This window comes from Actinoplanes solisilvae, assembly GCF_003999975.1.
In the GTDB taxonomy this organism is placed as follows: Bacteria; Actinomycetota; Actinomycetes; order Mycobacteriales; family Micromonosporaceae; genus Actinoplanes; species Actinoplanes solisilvae.
In genome coordinates this window covers 1,273,119-1,293,994 of the sequence record NZ_RJAC01000001.1, presented here as the reverse complement: position 1 = coordinate 1,293,994, position 20,876 = coordinate 1,273,119, and the positions used below count along the sequence as shown (strand labels likewise).

Below are 20,876 nucleotides of genomic sequence, written 5' to 3'. Positions count from 1 at the left end.
AGTGCCGCAGAATGATCTCGTCAGCGAGCTGGGGATCTTGTATCGGACTGCTGGTCAGCCGTCGTTCCGCCGGATCAGCGAAGAGATCGCGTCCACCCCCGGCATGCCCGACACGGTCAGCCACGAAACCGTCAGTTCGCTGCTCAGCGGCAACGCGATTCCACGCTGGAGCAAAGTCGAGTGCGTCGTTCGGGTGCTCGCGAAGATGGCGGTGCACCGGCCCGACCCGGAAGCGGAAGTCCAGCGCTTCCTCGCGCTGTGGAACGCGAAACGGGACAACCGATCCGGCGGGCCCGCGCCGGTGCCACCCGACCCGCCGCCCAATGCGTCCGAGACGCCGCCGGTCAGCGAACCGCCGTCGGCCAACGTGCCGGCCCGCAATCCGGGTTTCATCGGCCGTGAGGACCTGATGGAGATCATGCGGGCCCGGCTCGACGCCACGCCCTGGCAACCGCTCGTGCTGCATGGGCTCGGCGGCGTGGGTAAGACCAGCATCGCCAGCGAGTTCGTCCACCGCGAGCGGCATCGGTACGACCACGTCTGGTGGATCACTGCCGAGCAGACTTCGCAAGCCCGTTCCACGCTCGCCGCGCTGGCCGATCGGGCACCGTTCGCACTGGTCGGTAGCCAGTCCGACATCCGCTTGACGATCAACAAGGTGTTGGCCGAGCTCGAGCGGTCCAGCTTCAGCTGGTTGATCGTCTTCGACAACGCCGCCGGACCGGAGCTGATACGGCCCCTCATGCCCGCCGACCGAGGTGCCGTGATCATCACGACCCGTGACGGCAGCTGGACCAGGATCGGCCGCACCGTCCCGGTCGATGTGCTGCCCCGCCGGGACAGCATCGCGCTGCTGCAGAGCCGCAGTGACATCAGCTTCGACGACGCCGACCAGCTCGCCGCCCGTCTTGGCGACCTACCGCTGGCACTCGAGCAAGCCTCCGCGATGCGCGCCACCACTGGGATTTCGGTCGATGCCTACCTGGCCCGGCTCGACCGCCACGCCACCTCGGTGCTGGCCGAGGGTCGCCCGGCGGGCTATCCCGAGACTGTCGCCAGCGCGTTTGGTCTGACCTTCGACGACGTTCGAGCCGAGTCGCCGGGCGCCGCCCAGCTGCTAGCGATGCTGTCCTGCATGAGCGCCGAGTCGGTGTCGCTGGGGTTGCTCCGGGCGGCGAGCGACGAAACGATCCCGCCGCCGCTGAGCCGGGTGCTGGTGCAGGACGATCAGCTCGAGGCGGCGCTACAGCTGCTGGAGCAGTACGGATTGCTCACCCTCGTGGATGACGGGCAGAAGCTGCGCGTGCACCGCCTGGTTCAGTTGATCGTGCGGGACTCGCTCAGCGAGCACGACGGCGTGCAGGCCTACCGCAATGCGCGCCGACTGCTGATCGAGGCCAACCCCGGGGATCCCGACACCCCGCTCACCTGGGAGATGCACGCCGAGATAGGTCCGCACATCCGCCCGGCCCGGCTGCTGGACGATCCGGAGTCCCCGGGACGACGAGTCGTCCTGGACCACATCCGTTACCTCTATGTGCTCGGCGACTTCGACGGCAGCCTGCGCTTGAGTGCCGAGGCTCGCCGGTCCTGGGCCGGCCCGGACGACGTGTGGGACGACGACGAGACGTTCGCCGCCATCGACAGGTACGCGTCGGCGTTGATCGGATTGGGCCGCTACCGCGAGGCGGATTCGCTCTACCAGGAAGCCTGGGTGCGGCTGACCACCCATGAGCGCTTCGGAGAGGGCCACGACCGCACCGCCCGTACGGCCAGTGGTGTGGCCTTTGTCAGCCGGATTCTCGGCAACTACGGCATCGGCGTGAATCTCGACCGCTACCGGGTCGACCACTACGAGCGCCGCGGCGGGCCGGAGGACCCCGAGGCGGTCCGCGCGCGAGCCAACCTGGCAGTGTCCTACCGCGCGATGGGCTCGTTCGGGGAGGCGCTGGCGATCGACGAGAAGCTGGTCGAGTTCTGGCGGACCAACTTCGGCGAGGACGACTACCGCACGCAGCTGGCCGTCTCCAACCTGGCTCGCGACCAATACGGCCTCGGCGAGTACGAGAACGCACTGACCATGCAGCTGGACAACCTGAGCCGGCTGCGCGACGGGCTACGCGGGCGACACCCGTACACCGTGCTTGCCACCCGGACGGTCGCCACCGCGCTGCGCAAGGTGGGAAGGATCGCCGAGGCGCTCGAGTTGAGCCGCGATCATCACTTGACCTGTCAGGGCGAGTGGGGCTCGGAGCACGGATACACACTGGCTGCGGCGATGACCTATGCGAACGCGATTCGGATGGCAGTCGCGGCGGGTGAAGCCGGCGGGCTCACCCTGGCGGTCGCCTCCAACACGAGCCGACGGGCGGTGAACACCTACCGTCAGCGGTTCGGGGCGAACAATCCGCTCACGCTGGCCGCGGCGACCAACCATGCGATCATCCTGCGGGCCACCGGCGAGCGAACTCTCGCCCGGAACACAGTCGAATCGGCCCACCGTCAGCTGACCGCCGAGGTCGGTGCGGACCATCCCTATGTGCAGGCAGCGGCCGTAGGTCTCGCCAACGATCGGGTCGGCCAGTACGACCAGGAAGGCGCGGTCCGCCTCCTCCGCACCACCCTGAGCACCGCCCGCAACGCGGGCCGAGCCGAACATCCGGACACACTGGTCTGTGCCATCAACCTCGGGCTGCTCACTCGTGCGGAGGACCCTCAGTCGGCGCAGACGCTGATCGAGCCCGCGCTGAACACGTTGCGGGAACGCCTCGGCGCCGAACACCCGCAAGTGGTAGCGGCGGCGAGAGGCGAACGCGGCGAATGTGACATCGAGCCGCCGCCTTTCTAGCATTGACTCATGCCCGCCGCCGCGCGTTCCACGGTGCCGCTGATCGTCTCCCCGGCGCCGGAGTGGCCGCACCGAGTGCTCGACGTGGCTGCTCTGCGAGCTGACGGGTGGCGGCCGACCCCGTTTCGCGACGTCGTGCTCAAGGTTCACCAGCGCTGCAATCTGGCCTGCGACTACTGCTATGTGTACGAGATGGCCGACCAGTCCTGGCGGTCGCGTCCGACCGTGATGGAGGAGCCGGTCTGGCAGGCCGCCGCGCGCCGGATGGCCGAGCATGCCCGCGCGCATGACCTCGACACGATGCGGCTGGTGCTGCACGGCGGAGAGCCGTTGATGGCCGGGGCCGACCGGCTTGAACGCCTGATCGGCGACTTCCGGCGGGCGTTCGACGGACGCACCCGGCTCGACGTGCAGATTCAGACCAACGGCGTGCTGCTCGACGAGCCGATGCTCACGTTGCTGCGAAGGCACGAGGTCGGCATCGGGGTGAGCCTGGACGGCACCGCTGAAGATCACGATCGGCGGCGCTCCTATGCGAACGGACGGGGCAGCCACGACGCGGTCGACCGGGCCCTGCGGCTGCTGGTCGAAGAGCCCGGACGCGCGTCGTTCGCCGGGCTGCTGTGCACGATCGACCCGGACACCGACCCGATCGCGTGCTATGAGGCGCTCATCGCCTACCGGCCCCCCACGCTCGATCTTCTTGTGCCTCACGCGAACTGGTCGCACCCGCCCGCGATGTCCGGCCCTACCCCGATCGCGGACTGGTTGATCTCCGTTTTCGATCGCTGGTATTCGGCTCCAAGGCGGGAGGTGGCGATCCGGCTGTTCGACGACCTGCTCGCCCTGGTCCTCGGCGGGACCGGCCGGTCGGAGCAGGTCGGGCTGAGCCCGGTCGCGGTAGTCGTGGTCGAGACCGACGGCGCGATCGAGCAGGTGGATTCGCTGAAGTCGGCGTACGAGGGAGCCTGCGCGACCGGCCTCAACGTGCTCGACGATCCGTTCGACGCCGCTCTCTCGCATCCCGGCGTGGTCGCCCGCCAGATCGGCGTGGAGGCGCTGTGTGACACCTGTCGGGAGTGCACGTTCCGGGACGAGTGCGGCGGGGGACATTACGCCCATCGGTACCGCGCCACGAACGGTTTCCGGAACCCGTCCGTCTACTGTGCAGACATGCTCAAGCTTGTCGGCCACATCCGGGCCCGCGTGCTCGCCGATCTGCACCAGCTCTCCGCCGCCGAGACGGCCTGATGCAGCACCACCGCCTGACCCCCAGCGAACTGGACGCGCTGGCCGGCGGCACGGGGTCGGTGCCGGCGATCGAAGAGATCAGCGCCAGCCGGGTCAGTCTGCATCTGTTGCTGCTCAAACACCTCTCGGACGAGTGGCCCGGCGATCGGGCGCCCTTGGAGGCGGCGATTGCCGTGCTGGCCGAGGTGCAGGAGCGCCGGCCCGAGGTCTACCTGCGGCTGCTGGGCGATCCGTTGGTGGGCGCGTGGCTCGGCCGGGCCGAGCGCGTCGAGCAGTTGGAGATCGGCAACCTGGCCGCGGCCGCGGCGATCAGCGCCGGCCTGAGCTGCCGGCTGCCCGGTGTCACCCATGCCGGCCGACTGGTGATTCCCACCCTGGGCAGCGTTCCGGCATCGGACCCGGTGACGATCGTCGTTGAGGATGGTGCGACGTCGCTCATCGACGATCCCGGCTGGCGCCCGATGCGCTGGTTGCGGGCCGGGCCGCTCTCGGTACGGCTCGACGACGCCAGCCCGTACCGGGCCGGTTATCACGCGGCCCCCGCCGAGCGGCTCTCCGACGCGGAGGCCGCCCATTGGCAGGGCTTGCTCTCCGAAGCGTGGGGCCTGATCGAGGCATACCTGCCGGAGCGGGCCGTCGAGATGGCAGCCGGCCTGCGCGTACTGGTTCCGCTTGTCGATCTCGGCGACGGGTCCTCGCGGAGCGGAACGGCGCGCGTCTCGGTGGGCGCGATGGGCCTGACCCGGCCGCGTTCGGCGGCCGACTTCGCGGTCACGCTGGTGCACGAGTTCGAGCACTCGAAGCTCAGCGGCGTCCTCGACCTGCTGCCGCTCTATGTGCCGGGGACCGAGCGGCACCACGCGCCCTGGCGCAAGGACCGCAGGCCTACCTCAGGGCTGATCCAGGGCGTGCTGGCGTTCACGCGGGTGGCCGAGGCATGGCAGCGTTTCCGGGCCGTTCCCGCGCTGGCCGAGACGGCGACCGCCGAGTTCGCCATGATCAGCGAGCAGGTGCGGGTCGGCTATCAGTCGCTGGCCGGGTCGAAGGAACTGACCGACACGGGTGCCCGATTCGTCGCCGGGATGCGCCCCGCGGTTGATCGGCTGCTGACCGGCTGAGGCCGTACGGCGGTCTCAGGACTTGATGCAGCAGCCTCGGCAGACCTTGGGCTGGGGCAGGGTGAAGGCCAGGCAGCACGTCTTGCGCTGGACGTCGAGTTTGCCGGTCGGGCCGGGGACGAGTTCGATCAGGTCGTCGACGCCGAGGGCTCGGTGGAGCTGGGCGATCGTCTCGGCGGAGGGGCCGGGCAGGACGTCGGCCGAGCGCAGGACGCCGTACGCGACGCCGGAGGACAGGGAGCCGAGCAGCGTGCGCTTGCCCAGGCGGACCTTGTCGTGGACGGCGTCGAGCAGCGGGCTCAGGTGGTTGTCGAGCAGGGAACCGCGCAGCTCGGCCAGCAGGGCGTCTTCGTCGGCGACGACGCGTACCTGGGGGTGACCGGTGGCGGCGATCGGGTCGCCGGGCAGGACGGCTACCGGAATGTCGGCGCGCAGGCCGATGGTCACCAGGGGGCGCGGGTCGTTGAAGTGGATGAGCACGTCGTCGGCCGTGAGCAGCGGCACGCGGCGGGCGGAGGCCCAGCCCAGGACGGCCGGGAGGGCCAGCCAGTAGGTGTAGGACTTCCAGGCCAGGGCGGCTGCGGCGTGGGGCTGGGCGTTCCAGCGGCGGCTCGACGACTCGAGGAGGGTGTTCAGGTGGTCGCCGGTGAGGACGCGGGCGGGCAGCCAGCCGGCGGTGTCGTGGACCAGAAGGTCGGGGGCCACGCCGGGAAGTTCCGTGCTCGTGCCGAACATCGCGCGCAGCGTCGCCACGACCGGACCCAAGGGTTGCGGGGCGGTGACGGTGCGTAGGGCTCGGTCGATGGCGGTGGTCACGAGCAGCACCCGCCCCGCGGCGAACTCCAAGACTGGGTCACCGCATTCACCTCGCCGAATATCGTCGTTGCCGGGCTGAAGCCGAAAAGGTCACGTCGGGCGAAACGCCGCCGTGACGACGACTCACCGTACACCCCTAAGGATAGCCTAACCAAGCTGAACCTTCGGACGAATACCCACGGCCATGGTCACCTAACCCACAGCGCGTACGTTGCCTGGTTCGTCAAGGTATCTGTCGTGTACGCGCTACTAGCACCATCCGGACACGAGCGGCGACGACACTGAAATTCTCGTCGCGAAGGGGACATCGATGATGACCACCTCGCCCGTCGAGCGGGCCGCTGACCAATTTGTGACGGCGCTGGCGCACTGGCGGGTCGAGCGCGGCATGAGCAAGAAGCAGCTCGCCGCGCGCATGGGTTTCGACCCCTCCTACGTCAGCCACGTCGAGGGACGGCGGCACAAGCCCACCGAAGACTTCGCCCGCCGAGCGGAAGCCGTCCTCGGCGCGGGCGGGGTGATCTGGCAACGCTTCCAGGAGTACGACGAACTGCGCCACGCCCGCGGCACGGCGCTGCACCGCGACCCTCCCGTACCGGTGCAGTGGCTTCCGCCAGGGACCGGGCTGATCGTGGAGCGCGAGGTGGCCGAGCTCACGTACTCCGACGGCGCCTACCGCTGCCGGGTGCGCCGGGCCCTCTACAACGCCGGCTCCGACCCGGTGACCCGCTACCTGGTCAAGATCGCGGTCGACCGCTACCCGAACGACCCCACCGGCTCGAACCGCCACCACCGTGAGCACCCGCTGACCTTCGAAGAGATGGCGCTCAGCGCCTGCGCCGGCGAGGGCGACGCGGTCGAGCCGATGCACTGGCGGATCAAGCTCGACCGGGACGCCTCCAAGGAGGTGTGGCTGCTCTTCGCGAACGACCGGGGGCAGTTCGCGCTCTACCCGGGCGAGCGGACCACCATCCAGTACGAATACACGATCGGCGTGGAGAAGTGGGGCCAGTGGTTCCAGCGCGCGGTGCGGCTGCCGACGCGGCGGCTCACAGTGCGGCTCAACTTCCCGGCCGCGTTCGACCCGCAGGTCTGGGGGGTCGAGACGTCACTGGCGGCCGAGGTGCCGGTACGCACCCCGATGGAGCGGCACGACGACGACGGCCGGTCGGTCTTCGAGTGGTCGACCGACACGCCCCAGCTCAACGCGCGCTACCGGCTCGAGTGGCGATTCCGCGGGGCCGGGGCGCCGGCGACCTCGGCACTGGCCCCGGCGAGCAACGGCAACGGGCAGCCCCGCGCGTCCGGCCAGATGCGCGGCATCGGCATCGTGCAGCGCGGCTCCGAGCTGCTGCGGCAGCGCGCGCGGCACTACCAGCTGCCGCGTGAGGAGGCCGCGGCCCGCGGCACGGTCGAGGCGCTGCGGTCGGCGCTGTCCCGGCTCGAGCAAGTGCATGACTTCACCAAGGGCGTCGGGCTCTCCGCGCCGCAGATCGGCCTGTCCGCCGCGGTCGCCCTGGTGCGGGCGGCCCGACCCGACGCGGTGCCACTGGTGCTGATCAACCCGCGCATCGTCGGCGAGTCGGCCGAACGCGACGAGCAGTACGAGGGCTGCCTGTCGTTCTTCGACTACCGCGGCCTGGTGCGGCGGCCGCTGCGCATCGACGTCGAGCATGCCCGGTACGACGGCACGCGCGTGACGACCCGGTTCGAGCGGGCGATGGCGAGGCTGGTCGCGCACGAGATCGACCACCTGGAGGGACGGCTCTACGTCGACCGGATGAACGCGGAGTCGAGCCTCGTGCCCGACCACCAGCAGTCCGGTCGCCCCTGGGTGTACTAAAGATCGGTGAAGCTGTCGTACTTGACGCGGATCGAGGGTACCTGCAGCTCGGCGAGCGTCTTGAGGGTGGCCTTGACCATCTGACCCGAGCCCGAGACGAAGAAGTCGTGCTCGCTCCACGGGCCGTAACGGGCCACCACGTCCGAGATGTCGCCCTGCTCGCCGGGGAATGTCGGGTCGTCGCTGCACGCGGTCACGACCGACAACCACGGATAGCGCGCCGCCAACCGGTTCAGCTCGGCCAGGTCGTACAGGTCCTCGCGGTTGCGGGCGCCGAAGAAGACGTGGACCCAGCGCGTGCGGTTGTACCGGGTCAGCTCCTCGAGCAGCGACTTGATCGGGGCCAGCCCGGTGCCGCCGGCGACGAAGACGGTGTCGCGGGTCGAACGGCGATCCAGGTTCATCGTGCCCATCGGTGCGGCCAGCCGCACCATGTCGCCGACCTCGAGCCGGCGTACGAGGGCGCTCGACACCCAGCCGGCCCCCACCGCGCGCACGTGGAACTCGATCGTGTTGTCCCGGCGAGGCGCGTTCGCGACCGAATACGTACGCCACAGCCGCGGCTGTATTCGCGGGCATTCGACACTGAGGTACTGGCCGGCGCGGAACTCCAGGGGCTGCATCGGCAGCACGGTGAAGACCGCGATGTCCTTCGCCCGGCGTTCGTGCGCGACCACCTCGGCGTACCAGTAGGGCGGGTTGGTGTCCGACTCCGCGCCGTTCAGCATCACCGACGCGATCTTCGCGTAGGCGTCGGCCCAGGCCTGGTCGTACTCGACACTCCACTGCTCACCGGCGTACGACCGCATCGCCTCGATCAAGGCGCCTCCCACGACCTCGTAGTGCTCCGGTTCCACGTGAAACTTCCTATGATCACGCCCGAGCGCCTTCAGGTACTCGTCGAACTTCTCCGGATCCTCCAGCGTCTGTACGGCGGTCACGATCGCGTTCAGCAGGCGCGATCGCTGCACGTCCATGTGTACGGGGAAGAGGTCCCGCAGGTCCGGATAGGACAGGAACATGCGGGCGTAGAAGTAGCCGGCGACCTTGTCCTGATGCTCCTCGACGAGGCTCCAGCTCTCCTTGAGCAAGCGTCCGAGGTCTCCCATGCATTCAGGGTGATAACGGCAATCGGAAAGGCGACGCACGGCCCGTGCGACTCATCTCAATTCATGCCGTCACCCTTGCCCGGATAAGTCCGTTTACGGGGATTTCCGGGTGCCCCTAAAGTTGTCGAGTGACTCTAGAGCGCCAGCAGGCCACCCGGCCGATCCTCACCGCCGAGATCGTCATCGTCCTGCTGCTGTCGCTCGGGCAGAGCGCGATCTACTCCGTGGTCTCCATCATCGCGAAGCTCACAGCCGACACCCCGCTCTCCCAGCAGGCCGCCGTGCTGAACGCCTCCCGCTCGACGCGCCCCTACCTCGACCTGACCTACCAGCTCCTCGGCATCGCCTTCGACCTGATCCCGGTCGCGCTGGTGCTCTACCTGCTGATCCGCGATCACATCTCGCCGCGGCGCGAGCTCGGCCTGTCCCTCGACCGGCAACGCTTCGACTGGGGCTGGGGCGCATTGCTGGCCGCCGGCATCGGGATTCCCGGCCTTCTTCTGGTGTACGTGGCCAAGCTGCTCGGCATCAACGCGGAGATCGTGCCGGCCGCCCTGCAGCCCGTGTGGTGGGCCGTGCCCGTGCTCATCCTCGCCGCGATCAAGAACGCGGTGCTCGAAGAGGTCATCGTCGTCGGCTATCTCATGACCCGCCTACGCCAATGGGGCATGTCGACCGTCGCGATCGTGGCCTGCTCAGCCGTGCTGCGCGGGTCGTACCACCTCTACCAAGGCTTCGGCGCCTTCATCGGCAACGCGGTGATGGGCGTGATCTTCGCGCTGTTCTTCCTGCGCTTCAAGCGCGTGGCGCCACTGATCGTGGCGCACACGCTGCTCGACGTCGTCGCCTTCGTGGGCTACGAACTGCTGCCCGACTCGTGGCTCAGCTGGCTCTGACTTCTTGGGATCGCACGGTAATAGCTGATAGCCCGGGCCGCCGTGGTCTGGGCGTCAGAGGCGCTGGTCAGCACCGCACCCAGCAGGCTCGTGCCCGGGTAGTAGCGGTTGATCGCCTGCAGGACGGTCCAGGCGCCGGTGCGGGTGACAGCCAGGCGGCCGATCCGCCAGACGGCGTCGCCGAGGCCGCTGGCGGTGGGCTCGGGGCCGTCGAGAGCCTTGAGGGCTTCCGCCGCGCTCTCCCGCGTCTCGTGCACACCGGTGATGACGAGCAGGTCGGCGGCCCGATCGGGATGCGTCGGGTCGAAACCATGCGCGGCGGCCAGATGCAGCACCAGCTCGGCCTCGGTCAGCGCCCGGCTGGCGACCAGAACCACCGAGGCGTACGACCCCGCGACCGCGCCGAAGACGCCGGTGAGAGCGCCGAAGCGGGTGAACTGCCGGGTCGCCAGGCGGGCAAGGCCGGCCGGGGTCGCCGTGGGGTAGGCAGCCGTGGTGGTGGCCGCCCAGTGACGGGCACGAGGGCCGATGGTCTCGACAGCGGCCAGGGCCAGCAGCTCGGGGGTATGAGCGGGGTCGGCCAGGAGTTTGGCCCAGCGGTCGGTGTCGCGAGCCGGGGTCGGCAGCGGATGCGAGGAGGAGGGCTTCGGTGGGGTCGGCGCCGGGGCCAAGACCTGCGCGGCCGGCTTTGCCTCCGGGGTGGGCCTTACTTCCGGAGTGAGCCTTACTTCTGGGGTGGGCGCGATCACTTCTGTCGGCTTCCCCACCTCGGCGTGTCTGGCGATTGCGGCGGGCTTGGCCGCTTCCGCAGGCTTGGCGGTTTCCGCGGGCTTGGCGATTGCGGGCGGCTTTGCGGCTTCCGCTGGCTTCGCGATTGTGGGTGGCTCGGCTACCTCTGCGTGCTTGGCTACGTCAGCTCGCTCGGCTACGTCTGCCTGTTTGGCTTTCTCGGCGGGGGCCGCTGCCTGCGGCCTGGGGGCCGTTGTCTTGGCGGCGGCCTTCTTGGCCGGGGCTGCCTTGTTGGCCGAGGCGGCCTTCTTGGCAGCGGGAGCTGGGCCAGGGGCGTTCGCCGGGGAAGCTGCTTTCGCCGCAGCTTTCTTGGCGGGAGCGGCCTTCGAGGGTCGCTGCTTGTGAGGCGGGACCCCCTCTGTGGCGGCCCGCGGACTATCTGTGGCTCCGGTCACTCCCGCACCGCCCACAGGTTTGTCCTCATCAGGGTGACTTTTGGCACTCGGAGCCTGGAAGGTGACCGGCGGCGCCGGCTTGGCGGCCCGGCGCGGCGCCCTCTTGGCCGGCGGCACGCCCGGCGGAGTTCCACCCGGTGTCTCCCCCGGCTCTTCGCCCTGCGCGGATGACGAGCGGGCGCGGCCCGCGGTGGTCGGGATCTCCTCCATGCCGCAGCAGCCTAGCCCTTACAGCGACATTTCACCTGTTGGAGCCGCTTCCTCCCACCCGCCGCGCGCGGAGAGGGCAACCTCTTTGTGCGACGCCAACCGGGTCCGGTATTCTCAACCGTCGGTGGCCTCACAGCCGCCGGGGAGACTTCGCCTAGTCTGGTCTATGGCGCCGCACTGCTAATGCGGTTGGGGTTTTAAAGCCCCTCCCGGGTTCGAATCCCGGAGTCTCCGCGCGAAAGCCGGGTGTGTATGCTGGCTAACGCACCGAGCGCCCGTAGCTCAATGGATAGAGCATCTGACTACGGATCAGAAGGTTAGGGGTTCGAGTCCCTTCGGGCGCACAGCATTTCGAAAGGCCTGAGCTGCGGAAACGCGGTTCGGGCCTTTCGTGTTTCCGACCTTTGTGGAGGTTGGATGGCCGGTGGGTGGCACATGGGTGTCGTCACCGTCCGTGACGGTGCGGGGTGTTTGCGGCCCCGTGACCTGCGGCTGCGTCTCTTCTGATCGGGCTTGTCGGCCGGGGTGGTCTGTTTTTCGTCGCGTCCGGCGGGCCGGTTCTTCGCCGCTTTCTGCTTGATCCGCTGGCGGGTGTGCCGGTCGGCGTGTCCTCGTGAATACCGCCCGCAGCAGTGGCCCGTCGAGCTCGCTGAGCCGGTAGTGGCCGAGGCGGGGGATGAGGACCAGTTCGACGTCGCGGGTGTAGGCCAGCCGGGTGTATCGCCCGGTCGACGGCGTCGCTACTGACCGAGCTCATCAAGATCACCCCGCCTTCTGCGGCCAGGCCCAGAGGTGCTGATGTGGTGCCGACCGGGTCAGCTTTACAGGCGGCTCACCGTAGCGCCGTGTCGGTACGGATCATGACGGTCACCAGCTTCGTTGCTACGTCTCCGCCGACTCTCTACCGTGACCGGGACTTGTCGGTGCGGTAGCGCTCGCTGCGTGGTTGCGTGGCGATGGTCGGTGGGGCTGCTGGTTCGCGGCGACGTCGCCCTGGTAGCACCATCGTGCGTTCAATGACGGCGAGAGGGGCACGGATGGTGTGGCCGGCGTCAAGCAGTGGCCGAGCGGTGTCTTCGGCGGCTTGGCGTTGCTTTGTCGGGTAAGACTTCGGTGTAGACGTCCGCGGTGAGTGAGACGTTGGAGTGCCCGAGCAGGTCCTGAATGGTTTTGAGATCGGCGCCGGCGGCGTGGGCGAGACTGGCCGCCGCGTAACCTCTTGCTATGGCTCGACGGGGATGGTGGCTGGTCATTGCCGCCGCCAGTGTGCTGGCTTTGGTGTCGCTTGCCTCGAACGTGACGACCCTGAGCCAGCTTGAAGGCAAGGCGAACACCCTACTGGCCGGGCGGTTGACGCTCAGCCAGCTGGTCAATGCCGGGGCGGTCTGGGCCGGGCTGGCAGTGGTGTCCGGGTGGCTCGTCCGCCGCCCCGTCCCGGCCGTAGCCGCCGGAGTCGTTGCCCTGCTCACCGCTTGCGTCGTGCACTACGGCGTGGGGATAGCCTTCGGAATGTTCGATCCAGATGTCTGGGCGGCCAACGAGCACTGGTTCCTGGCTGCGATGGTCGTGGGCGGACCGCTCGGACTAATGGGTGGGATCGCTCGGCGACTGGATCTGCGGGGAATGGCGGCCCGCCTTGTCGTCCCCGCCGGAGCCGTGCTCGAACCATTGGTCCTCGGCCGGTTCACCACCCCCGCGATCCTGCCCTGGCCGAACCGGGTGGCTGACTTCGTCAGCGGATCGGTGCTGTTGACGGCCGGAGTGGCGGGCTGCGTTCAGGTCATCGCCGGAGAACGGCGACGGCGACAAGCATTGCCGGACCGGCGAGTTCCCGCCGAGCCGTGAGCTCGGTTCCCTGTGGTTTAGTGACGTAGAAGTGGACAGCGGCCGCCATTAGCGGCGCTGGAACTCAACGAGTCGGACAACTGGGCGTCCTACTCGTTCTGGAGCAAGAAGAACAGCCTCGACGCCTCGGTCAAGGTGCCCACGATCACCGGCAAGGTCGGCGACACGGTTAACCTGAACTACGAGATCGTCAACCACGGCCCGGCCGACGGCGGTGGGCCTGGCGTGACGATCACCGCGCCGACCGGAACGGTCCTTCTGCCGACGGAGGACTGGTGCTGGACCGAGGGCACCGAGCACGAGCTCAAACCCGAGTCAGCCGTCCTGCGCTGCAACTTCGAGTCGTTCTTCCCGACGGTGGCCTCGGGGTACGGCATTCTGAAGCCCACCGTTCGCCTGAAGATCAAGTCGACGCCGGGCACGGACGGAACCATCAAGGTGAGCGCTGACCACGGCACGGGCATGGAGTCCAACCCCGCGAACAACACCGCCCGCATCGTCTTCGCGGCGGGCTCCGGTGACTCCGCCGGCCCCGGTGACTCCGGTGGTCAGGGCGGAAGCCTGCCGATCACCGGTACCCCGACCGGGCTGATCGCCGGCCTCGGCGCGGGCATTCTCGCGCTCGGCCTCGCCGCTCTTGTGGTGATGCGCCGGCGCCGGCACGCTTTACCGCCTGATGATGCCCCGGCTGTGGTGGGGCTGTGCCGACACCCCACCGCAGCCAGGCTGCTCCGAGCCGGACTGTCCGGCCGAGACGGTTGGGTGCGTCATCGAGGAACTCCCGGCCACCTCCTGAATTTCTGTCGTAGGTCCATGCGAAGCTTCTCCGCGTTCGGGCCCGCCTGAGGCCCAGAGACCATCACGGGGGAACGCGTGCGTGCCCATAGGCGCATGTTTTCGCTGCTATTCACTTCGATGCTCGGGTGTGGAGCGTTGGTAGGCCTCGGCGGCACGCCGGCGCTCGCCGCCGACGGCAGCCCGACCGACCTCACCACCGCCGGTCAGGCCTGCGTCACCACGGCGCCCGGGCCCTACCTGAGCCCCGACCGGCTCAACGATGCCCAAGCCGTCCTGCTTCGTGGCGAATACGACGCCTCGGTGTGGAGCGACGACTCCACCGCCGACTTCCAGGTTTGGGACGTCGCCAAGCCGGACGAGCCACAGGACTGGAGCGACCGGGGCGGGGCGTCCGACGGTCACCTGCTCGTCCAGCTCGAGGACCCGTCGCGGCAGCTGGACGGCGTCACCTATGGCTGGAAGGTGCGGCTGGTAGACGGCTCGAAGTCGTCGCCGTGGAGCGCCACCTGCTATTACACGGTCGACCGTAGCGGCGGCGCGGCGCCGGCCGTCACCTCCGCCGAGTATCCGTCGGGCGACTGGGATCACGCGTCCGGCGAGATCGGCACGCCGGGCTCGTTCACGTTCACCGCGGCCGACGACGACGTGGTCAGCTACAAGTACGTCTTCTATGCCGACAACACCTCCGAGCCGGAGCAGACCATCGAGGCGCCGGAGGTCGGCGCGCCGACGACGATCAGCTGGGCGCCGCGCGCCGCAAGCTACAACTCGCTGACGGTCTATGCGATCGACCGCGCCGGTAACTACTCGGATCGGCGGGACCACACTTTCTACGTGCGCGAGACCCGGCCTTCGGTCTTCTCCTCGGCCTACCGCGAATACGCTGGCGACGGCGATCTGAAATACAACGTCGGCGTGCCCGGCGAGTTCGAATTCACCTCGAACGTTCCGGACACATCGTCCTTCGTCTGGCACATCGACCAGGACGGCCCCTCCGGCACGGCCGACGCCGATGCCGAGGGCAAGGCCGCGGTGATGATCGCCCCGGCCAAGGCCGGCTATCAAACGCTGTACGTGCGCAATGTCGCCCGCGACAGCGCGCCGCACCCGGAGCGGGCCTACCGGTTCTACGTGGACAACGCGCCGAAGGTCACCGGCGACCTCAACCAGGCCGTGATCATCGGCTCCTCGCTGAAGTTCCACCTCGAGCCGAGGACCGGTGACGTCACCGCGTACGTCTATTGGAACGAGGACCACAGCGGGCACGGGTCAGAGAAGGTGACGATCCCGGCCGACGCGGCTGGGGCGGCCGACCTGACCTGGGTGGCCGACAACACCACCCAGAACACGAACGGCATCCGGGTGCAGGCCCGCAGCGCCGACGGCATGTTGTCGGAGGCGCGCTGGCTGCCGACCAGCATTTGGGGCGCCGCGCCCAGGGTCGCCCGCACCGGCGGCACGATCGTCGGCACCACCGCGACGATCACCGTGCGCACCGAGATGGCGAACGTCAAGGAGTACGAGGCAGTCCTCAACCACGACGACGCGACCAAGCAGATCGTGCCGGCGGCCGCGGACGGCACCGCGACATTCCAATTCACGCCCACCAAGGCGCAGTACACCTACGTCACTGTCGTCGCTCGCAACGCCGCTGGTGTGCACACCGATGAGGGCAGCACTACTTGGTCGGTCACCGACGGGCCGGCGGTCACCTCGGCCGACTTCCCGGCGAGCGGCTCCGGCCACATGACGGCGGGCACCTTCACGTTCAAGGCGCAGCAGGCCGGGGCGGCCACGTTCGTCTACTCGATCGACGGCACCGACCGGTCCCAGGTCGAGGTTCCGATCGGCGCGGACGGCACCGCCACCACCGCGCCGTGGACGCCGGAGACCTCCGGGTCCTACTCGCTGCACGTGACCAGCGTGACCTCGAACGGCACCAGATCATCCGAGACCTACTACGACTTCACCGTCGCGGCCGACCCGGTCACCGTGACGTCGGTGTCGCCCGGCACGGTCATGCCCGGTGGAGTGCGCACGCTCACGGTCACCGGCTCCGGTTTCCAGAAGGCCAACTACACCGCGGTGCACACGTCCGACGGCAGCTACGTGAGCGGCACGATCACCGCGATCTCGGCCGACCGCAAGACGCTGACCGCCGAGTACGACCTGACCGGGGCGGCCACCGGACCGGCCTCGCTGGACGTGCAGCCCGACGGCTACAACTCTCCGGTCACGCTGGCGAACGCGTTCACCATCGCCAACCAGCAGGCGCCTCTCAAGGTGGTGACCGCGCCCGCGATCACCGGCACGGCAGCGGTCGGCTCGACGCTCAAGTCCTCGACCGGCACGTTCCAGCCGGCTGCCTCGGCCTATACCTACCAGTGGACGGCCGGAAGCACGACGATCAGTGGGGCTACCAGTTCGTCCTACGTGGTCAAGCCGGCCGACCTCGGCAAGAAGTTGTCGGTCTCGGTCACCGCGACCAAGCCCGGCTACCTTCGGGCAACGGCCAAGTCCGCCGCCACGGCTGCGATCGTCAAGGGCCCCGCCGTGGTGAACACGGCTCTTCCGAAGATCACCGGTACGGCGACGGCCGGCAGCACGCTGAAGGCGTCGACCGGAACGTGGAAGCCGACACCCACCTCGTACCGCTACGAGTGGCGGGCGAACGGCACGCTGCTCAGTACTACAACGGCGTCGCTGAAGCTCACCACCGCGATGAAGGGCAAGAAGATCGCCGTCACGACGATCGCGGTTCGGGCCGGCTACGAAGACGGCAAGGCGACCAGCGCTACCGTCACGGTCCAAAAGTAGAAACCGCGTTGGCCCGATCCGCACCGGCTGTGGCCGGTGCGGATCGCGGTCACAGCCTCGTCCCCGGGAAGCCGGAAAAGAATCCTCGCGAGCGTGCCAACCGGCCGGTGCCGAGGGCGGGTGATCCGCCGGTGATCGCATGTCAACCCGGCGGCTGCTGCACCGGTGACGGTCGGTTACGTGGGCTCGGGCACTTCGCCCTGACGGGCTCTGTTGCGGAGGTCTTATACGCAGGGTGATTGCCTTGCTGGGGGATCTGTGGGTGATCGGATGTTGATGACCGTTTCCGTACAGGCGCGGCCAAACCAGCAAGGCCCGAGCAGTCGCCGAGCGTCCAGCAGGCTCGGTCATACGAGCACTCGGCCCGGACCTGCGGAAACGTGGAAGCACTCTAAGCTGCACAAACGCCAATGAGCCGACTTCGAGCCGCGCTAGCTACGCAGCGTACTCGTGACCACCTACGGATCAGAAGGTTAGGGGTTCGAGTCCCTTCGGTCGCACAGCAAGTCGAAAGGTCTGAGCTGCGGAAACGCGGTTCGGGCCTTTCGCGTTTCTGACCTTTGTGGAGGTTGGGTGGCGGGTAGGGGCACATCGGTACCGTCACTTTCCGTGACGGTGCGGGGTGTTTACGGCCCCGTGACCTGCGGCTGCGCCTCTTCTGATCGTGCCTGTCGGCCGGGGTGGTTTGTTTTCGTCGCGTCCGGCGGGCCGGTTCTTCGCTGCCTTCTGTTTGATCCGCTGGCGGGTGTGCCGGTCGGCAGCCGGCATCAGGGCGGCGGTGGCGTCGGCGCAGCGGCGTTGCGCGCCGGGCAGGACGCTGGTGAGGTGTCGGCGGTGAGCACGATGCTGGAGTGCCCGAGCAGGTCTTGCAGGGTCTTGAGGTCGGCGCCGGCCTCCGTGGGCGAGCGACGCGGTGCCGGGGCGCAGGTCGTGCAGCCGTACTGGCGGCAGCCCGGCGCGGTCGGCGAGTTTGCGGAACCGGGTGGTGGCGTAGTTCGGGTTGATCGGCCTGGCCGACGATGTAAGCACTTGCCGAGGTATGCGTGGCCGTAAGCCCGGATAAGGACATTGCTCGGCGTAACGGATCAGCGGCCGGTTCCCGACGGGTGCGATGAAGATCGATCTCGTGCAGCGGCGTCGGCGACGATCGCGTGGTGATCGATGGTGATCGGATGTCGGCGACCGTTTCAGCGCGGCGGCTTTGGATCAGATGCTTCCGGCACAGGAGCTGTCAGGCACGTGACCTCAACGCCGCCGCACCGTACCAGCGAGGCTGCGACGGCCGTCGCCAGCCGCAGACCCCTCGGCAGGTGACTGCTGAACTGGCGTTTACCGCTCGTTTATGGTCCTTTGGCCCCGCAGGGCAAGAGTCGCGTGGACCTGGGCGAGTTGTGTGGTGGCGGTGAGCATCGCAAGGTCGGCGCCGGGGACGTACGGCTCGTCAGAGTGGTCGTCCTCGTTGATGTTCGTGTGATAGTCGACCAGGCAGATCTGGTAGAGACGTTCAGCTTCGGCGGTGAGTTCGGCAGCGCGTGCAGCATGCTCGTCAGCAGTCATGTCGATCATGGTGTCGCCTGCCAGCCGTTCGTGGAGATGCGGGTCGCCTCGACAAGGCATCGGATCCGATGGTGAAAAGCGCTGTCCAGACCAGCATCCCGATGACCCGGCGACGTCGGCGGCTCGGCACCGGGAAAGTGTCGGGGGGAGCGGCCAGCCTCGGCATGCGTCCAAGGGTAGTGGTGCCGGTCAGCCCGCCCTGCGAGGCTACCTGGCGCGAGGCGGTCAGCTGGCCGCCAATACGTGAACGCTCGATCCGAGTCACACCGTTCGTTCTGGCAAGCCCTGCCGTGGACGCACACCTCCATCGGCAGCCAGTCCGGCCAGGAGCTGCAGGGCGTCCGCGGACGGGCTGCCCGGAGTCGCCGAAAGCACGAGCAACTCCATGCCCGATTCATCCGTCATAGCAAAGTTTTCCTGATGAAGCTCGATCTCTCCGACTAGCGGGTGCCGGAAGTCTTTGCGCCCGTGTGTTCGGGCGCGCACGTCCGCGCGGGCCCACAGGCGCCGAAAGCGCTCGCTGCCCATTGCCAGCTCTCCAATCAGCGCAGCCAGGCGCGGGTCCTCGGGGTACTTCCCGGTCGCCAGGCGCAGGTGGCCGAGCAGATCGTCCACAACGTCGAGACAGCGCTTGCCGCTGCGGGTACCAACCGGTCGCGCGTGGTGAAGGAAGTCATTTATATCGCCGACTACCGACTGGAAGTCGTGGCGCCGATCATCGCAGCCCTCCGGCAGGGGAGCACGACGCCACCACCGGCGCAAACTATCGTGGGCGTCGCCGCCCTCTATGCGCCAGAGTTCCTCGTCGAAGTAGACATCGTCGCCGCCATCTGAGCCTCGATCGATTCACCGATGAAGGCGCGGTTAATGGGGCTCGGGAGATAGTAAGCGCCCTTTGAAATGAAAGGATAGACGGTTTCAGCCCGCCGGTTGTTAGCCTGTCCTTCGCCATCGATTTATTCACCCGGCAGGGTCGCCGCGGCGGATCGCGTTGAGCCTGCAGTGCGCCGGCAGTGGACTGCCAAGTGCTGGAATCACGATAACGGCTTCTGCGGCGGCGTGTAGCCCAGGAACTCAGGAATGGCGCATAGCTCCAGCACCGTGTCGAGGCATGGTGCCCCTGCTGTGATGAAAGTGCGGTACCGCCTTTTCGTGGCGGTTTCCGCCACCGCGTGGATGGCACGCCATCCGGCCAGGTCACAGAAGGCGAGACGGGAGAAGTCCAGTTCTAATCCGCCGCCCTGTTGGCCGTGGAGGAGCTCGCAGATCTGCCGGTACAAGGTGGACGCAGTGCCGTAGTCGAGTTCTCCGGCCACCGTGACGGTGAGAGTGCCGCAGGGCTGCTGGGTGGTGGAAATGGTGAAGGGTGGGGCTGTGTTCACGAGGAAGGCGAACTCGGCGAGGCCGAGGTCCGCTTCGCGGATTGGGGTGGCGCCATCGGAATCCGGGGCCATGGTTACGCCTTGGTTGGCTTGTAGCATGCCGGGGTCCGGGGCAACGGTTCGTTAAGAGAACCGCACCTTGTATTCTACGGGGGGTCGCGGCCTGGACCGGCTTGTTGATTCGGGGCCCGGCGGCTTGATGCCTGGAGATTCTGTTCTTACGGCCCGGTCCGCGGCGGTCGCCCGTAACAGAGCCGAGCGGCGTGGCCAGGCGATACCGAGATCATTCTCCCTTCACGCGGCTGATGTCGTGTGCTGTCGTGCGTGCGGGTCCTGGTCAGCGGGATAAGTGTGATTCACCCCAGCGAGTGATGGTGTCGCGTAGCCCGTCGGCGTCCCGCACCCGGAACTCGTCGCCCCTATAGACATGATCATCGTGATTCCCGACGGTTTGCCCGCTACCGACACCTGAAACCTTGTTGTCCAGCGCCTCAGAGGTCCGGCATTGTGCTGGTGACGGTGCGATGGTCGAGGCGGTAGCCGAGCAGCAGGCGGGTGCCGGTGGCGTCGGTGGTCATCTTGCAACTGGTGCATAGCCGCCTGATGAGCCACAACCCAGGTCATCGCCTGTCAGGCCGTGGCCGGCACAGTTAGCTTGGACCTGCCCGCAGCTCGTCCAGGGTGAGCAGCTCCGCGGCCGCTGCGGCGAAGATTGACGCCGCCGTCCGTTGGGTGCCGTCCAACGCGCCCGGGCAACGGCGATACAGGTCCACTGCCCCGTCGTGGCGGACTCCGCCGGCGTGCAACGGCAGTGCAGCGACCGCCCGTATCCCGGCCTTCAGGGCGGCCTTGGTGAACCGCGGCCACCGCTGCCGCCAGGATCTGGTCGCCAAGTCAGCGGGCAGCACGGGCCGCCGCGTGGCGGCGGCGTCCCGGCATGGGTCTTCGTTGAGGGCGAGCTGGAGGTCTTCGATCAGGAAGCCGGCGTCGTCACTGGCGAACCGGAGCAGCGGGCCCGACGCCCGGCTGCCGGCTGACAAGCCGATCCCGTCGATGCCGGGCACTGTCCTGCCAATGACCCGACACAAGCCGACCGGCTCAGGACCGTACGCGCTGACCAGGTCCCATACCCGATCCGAGGGTCCGGGATGGCTGGGGAAAGGACTTGATCGCCGCGCCGCAGAGTGTTCGTCGGCCATTGG

General features: G+C 68.2%; 16 protein-coding genes, 2 tRNA genes and 1 pseudogene. 11 read left to right on the top strand and 8 right to left on the bottom strand.

Annotated features, from left to right (window positions below):
• Positions 1-37 precede the first annotated feature (37 nt).
• The 3 genes from fxsT to EER30_RS06125 are packed head-to-tail and all read left to right on the top strand — an operon-like array spanning position 38 to position 5,217.
• Positions 38-2,848: an FxSxx-COOH system tetratricopeptide repeat protein gene (gene fxsT / locus EER30_RS06135; RefSeq protein WP_127498997.1), complete on the top strand. Its 2,811-nt coding sequence runs from the start codon at positions 38-40 to the stop codon at positions 2,846-2,848.
• A gap of 9 nt (positions 2,849-2,857) precedes the next feature.
• Positions 2,858-4,099 (top strand): FxsB family cyclophane-forming radical SAM/SPASM peptide maturase, encoded by a 1,242-nt coding sequence (locus EER30_RS06130; RefSeq protein ID WP_127498995.1) that lies wholly within the window; start codon positions 2,858-2,860, stop codon positions 4,097-4,099.
• Entirely contained in the window at positions 4,099-5,217 is a 1,119-nt protein-coding gene (locus EER30_RS06125; protein WP_127498993.1) for an aKG-HExxH-type peptide beta-hydroxylase, read from the top strand. The genes EER30_RS06130 and EER30_RS06125 overlap by 1 nt, the downstream gene beginning before the upstream one ends.
• Positions 5,218-5,232: 15 nt before the next feature.
• Here EER30_RS06125 and EER30_RS06120 read toward each other — a convergent pair whose 3' ends face one another.
• The gene (locus EER30_RS06120) at positions 5,233-5,952 is read right to left on the bottom strand and encodes an IucA/IucC family C-terminal-domain containing protein (protein WP_127499432.1); all 720 of its coding nucleotides are present in this window, start codon (positions 5,950-5,952) and stop codon (positions 5,233-5,235) included.
• Between the two features lie 394 nt (positions 5,953-6,346).
• Between EER30_RS06120 and EER30_RS06115 the strand changes: the two genes are divergently transcribed.
• Positions 6,347-7,876 carry a peptide deformylase gene (locus EER30_RS06115; protein WP_127499430.1) on the top strand — a complete coding sequence of 510 codons (1,530 nt, stop codon included), beginning with the start codon at positions 6,347-6,349 and terminating at the stop codon, positions 7,874-7,876.
• Here the strand turns inward: EER30_RS06115 and EER30_RS06110 are convergent.
• Positions 7,873-8,985: a globin domain-containing protein gene (locus tag EER30_RS06110; RefSeq protein ID WP_127498991.1), complete on the bottom strand. Its 1,113-nt coding sequence runs from the start codon at positions 8,983-8,985 to the stop codon at positions 7,873-7,875. The two genes, EER30_RS06115 and EER30_RS06110, sit on opposite strands and share 4 nt — an antisense overlap.
• 128 nt (positions 8,986-9,113) lie before the next feature.
• Between EER30_RS06110 and EER30_RS06105 the strand changes: the two genes are divergently transcribed.
• Entirely contained in the window at positions 9,114-9,881 is a 768-nt protein-coding gene (locus EER30_RS06105; RefSeq protein ID WP_127498989.1) for a CPBP family intramembrane glutamic endopeptidase, read from the top strand.
• On the opposite strand, the gene EER30_RS46925 is transcribed toward EER30_RS06105, so the two are convergent.
• Positions 9,842-10,648: a hypothetical protein gene (locus EER30_RS46925; protein ID WP_164842193.1), complete on the bottom strand. Its 807-nt coding sequence runs from the start codon at positions 10,646-10,648 to the stop codon at positions 9,842-9,844. The two genes, EER30_RS06105 and EER30_RS46925, sit on opposite strands and share 40 nt — an antisense overlap.
• A 770-nt stretch (positions 10,649-11,418) precedes the next feature.
• On the opposite strand from EER30_RS46925, the gene EER30_RS06095 reads away from it, so the two are divergent.
• The 5 genes from EER30_RS06095 to EER30_RS06070 all read left to right on the top strand — a co-directional run bounded on the left by EER30_RS06095 (position 11,419) and on the right by EER30_RS06070 (position 16,735).
• Positions 11,419-11,509: transfer RNA gene (locus EER30_RS06095), tRNA-Ser, on the top strand.
• 37 nt (positions 11,510-11,546) lie between these two features.
• Positions 11,547-11,619: transfer RNA gene (locus EER30_RS06090), tRNA-Arg, on the top strand.
• An 880-nt stretch (positions 11,620-12,499) separates the two neighbouring features.
• Positions 12,500-13,120, top strand: a complete 621-nt coding sequence (locus tag EER30_RS06080; protein ID WP_127498985.1) for a hypothetical protein — start codon at positions 12,500-12,502, stop codon at positions 13,118-13,120.
• 135 nt (positions 13,121-13,255) lie between these two features.
• A complete protein-coding gene (locus EER30_RS06075) occupies positions 13,256-13,966 on the top strand; it encodes an LPXTG cell wall anchor domain-containing protein (RefSeq protein WP_240669794.1) in 711 nt (236 codons plus the stop codon).
• A gap of 45 nt (positions 13,967-14,011) precedes the next feature.
• A complete protein-coding gene (locus EER30_RS06070; protein WP_127498981.1) occupies positions 14,012-16,735 on the top strand; it encodes a hypothetical protein in 2,724 nt (907 codons plus the stop codon).
• Positions 16,736-18,064: 1,329 nt separating this feature from the next.
• Here EER30_RS06070 and EER30_RS06060 read toward each other — a convergent pair.
• Together EER30_RS06060 and EER30_RS48455 are read right to left on the bottom strand one after the other, a co-directional pair.
• Positions 18,065-18,292: a hypothetical protein gene (locus EER30_RS06060; protein ID WP_240669792.1), complete on the bottom strand. Its 228-nt coding sequence runs from the start codon at positions 18,290-18,292 to the stop codon at positions 18,065-18,067.
• 261 nt (positions 18,293-18,553) lie between these two features.
• Positions 18,554-18,901 (bottom strand): annotated as a pseudogene (locus tag EER30_RS48455) (MmyB family transcriptional regulator); the annotation flags it as partial.
• Between EER30_RS48455 and EER30_RS48450 the strand changes: the two are divergent.
• On the top strand, positions 18,887-19,126 hold the full coding sequence (locus EER30_RS48450; protein ID WP_164842234.1) for a RidA family protein: 240 nt from the start codon (positions 18,887-18,889) through the stop codon (positions 19,124-19,126). The pseudogene EER30_RS48455 and the gene EER30_RS48450 overlap by 15 nt on opposite strands.
• A 200-nt stretch (positions 19,127-19,326) precedes the next feature.
• Here EER30_RS48450 and EER30_RS06050 read toward each other — a convergent pair whose 3' ends face one another.
• The 3 genes from EER30_RS06050 to EER30_RS06045 form a co-directional block, all read right to left on the bottom strand.
• The gene (locus EER30_RS06050; RefSeq protein ID WP_164842233.1) at positions 19,327-19,746 is read right to left on the bottom strand and encodes an STAS domain-containing protein; all 420 of its coding nucleotides are present in this window, start codon (positions 19,744-19,746) and stop codon (positions 19,327-19,329) included.
• Between the two features lie 419 nt (positions 19,747-20,165).
• Complete coding sequence (locus EER30_RS49360) at positions 20,166-20,288, bottom strand: hypothetical protein (RefSeq protein ID WP_255436448.1); 123 nt, start codon at positions 20,286-20,288, stop codon at positions 20,166-20,168.
• A 36-nt stretch (positions 20,289-20,324) separates the two neighbouring features.
• Complete coding sequence (locus EER30_RS06045; RefSeq protein WP_127498974.1) at positions 20,325-20,738, bottom strand: GAF domain-containing protein; 414 nt, start codon at positions 20,736-20,738, stop codon at positions 20,325-20,327.
• Between the last annotated feature and the right edge of the window lie 138 nt (positions 20,739-20,876).

Coding starts and splice junctions, on each gene's coding strand:
- EER30_RS06125 (WP_127498993.1), top strand. CDS start 4,099: ATGCAGCACCACCGCCTGACCCCCAGCGAACTGGACGCGCTGGCCGGC.
- EER30_RS06130 (WP_127498995.1), top strand. CDS start 2,858: ATGCCCGCCGCCGCGCGTTCCACGGTGCCGCTGATCGTCTCCCCGGCG.
- EER30_RS06050 (WP_164842233.1), bottom strand. CDS start 19,746: ATGGCCCCGGATTCCGATGGCGCCACCCCAATCCGCGAAGCGGACCTC.
- EER30_RS06070 (WP_127498981.1), top strand. CDS start 14,012: ATGTTTTCGCTGCTATTCACTTCGATGCTCGGGTGTGGAGCGTTGGTA.
- EER30_RS06110 (WP_127498991.1), bottom strand. CDS start 8,985: ATGGGAGACCTCGGACGCTTGCTCAAGGAGAGCTGGAGCCTCGTCGAG.
- EER30_RS06060 (WP_240669792.1), bottom strand. CDS start 18,292: ATGACTGCTGACGAGCATGCTGCACGCGCTGCCGAACTCACCGCCGAA.
- EER30_RS06080 (WP_127498985.1), top strand. CDS start 12,500: ATGGCTCGACGGGGATGGTGGCTGGTCATTGCCGCCGCCAGTGTGCTG.
- EER30_RS06115 (WP_127499430.1), top strand. CDS start 6,347: ATGACCACCTCGCCCGTCGAGCGGGCCGCTGACCAATTTGTGACGGCG.
- EER30_RS06120 (WP_127499432.1), bottom strand. CDS start 5,952: ATGTTCGGCACGAGCACGGAACTTCCCGGCGTGGCCCCCGACCTTCTG.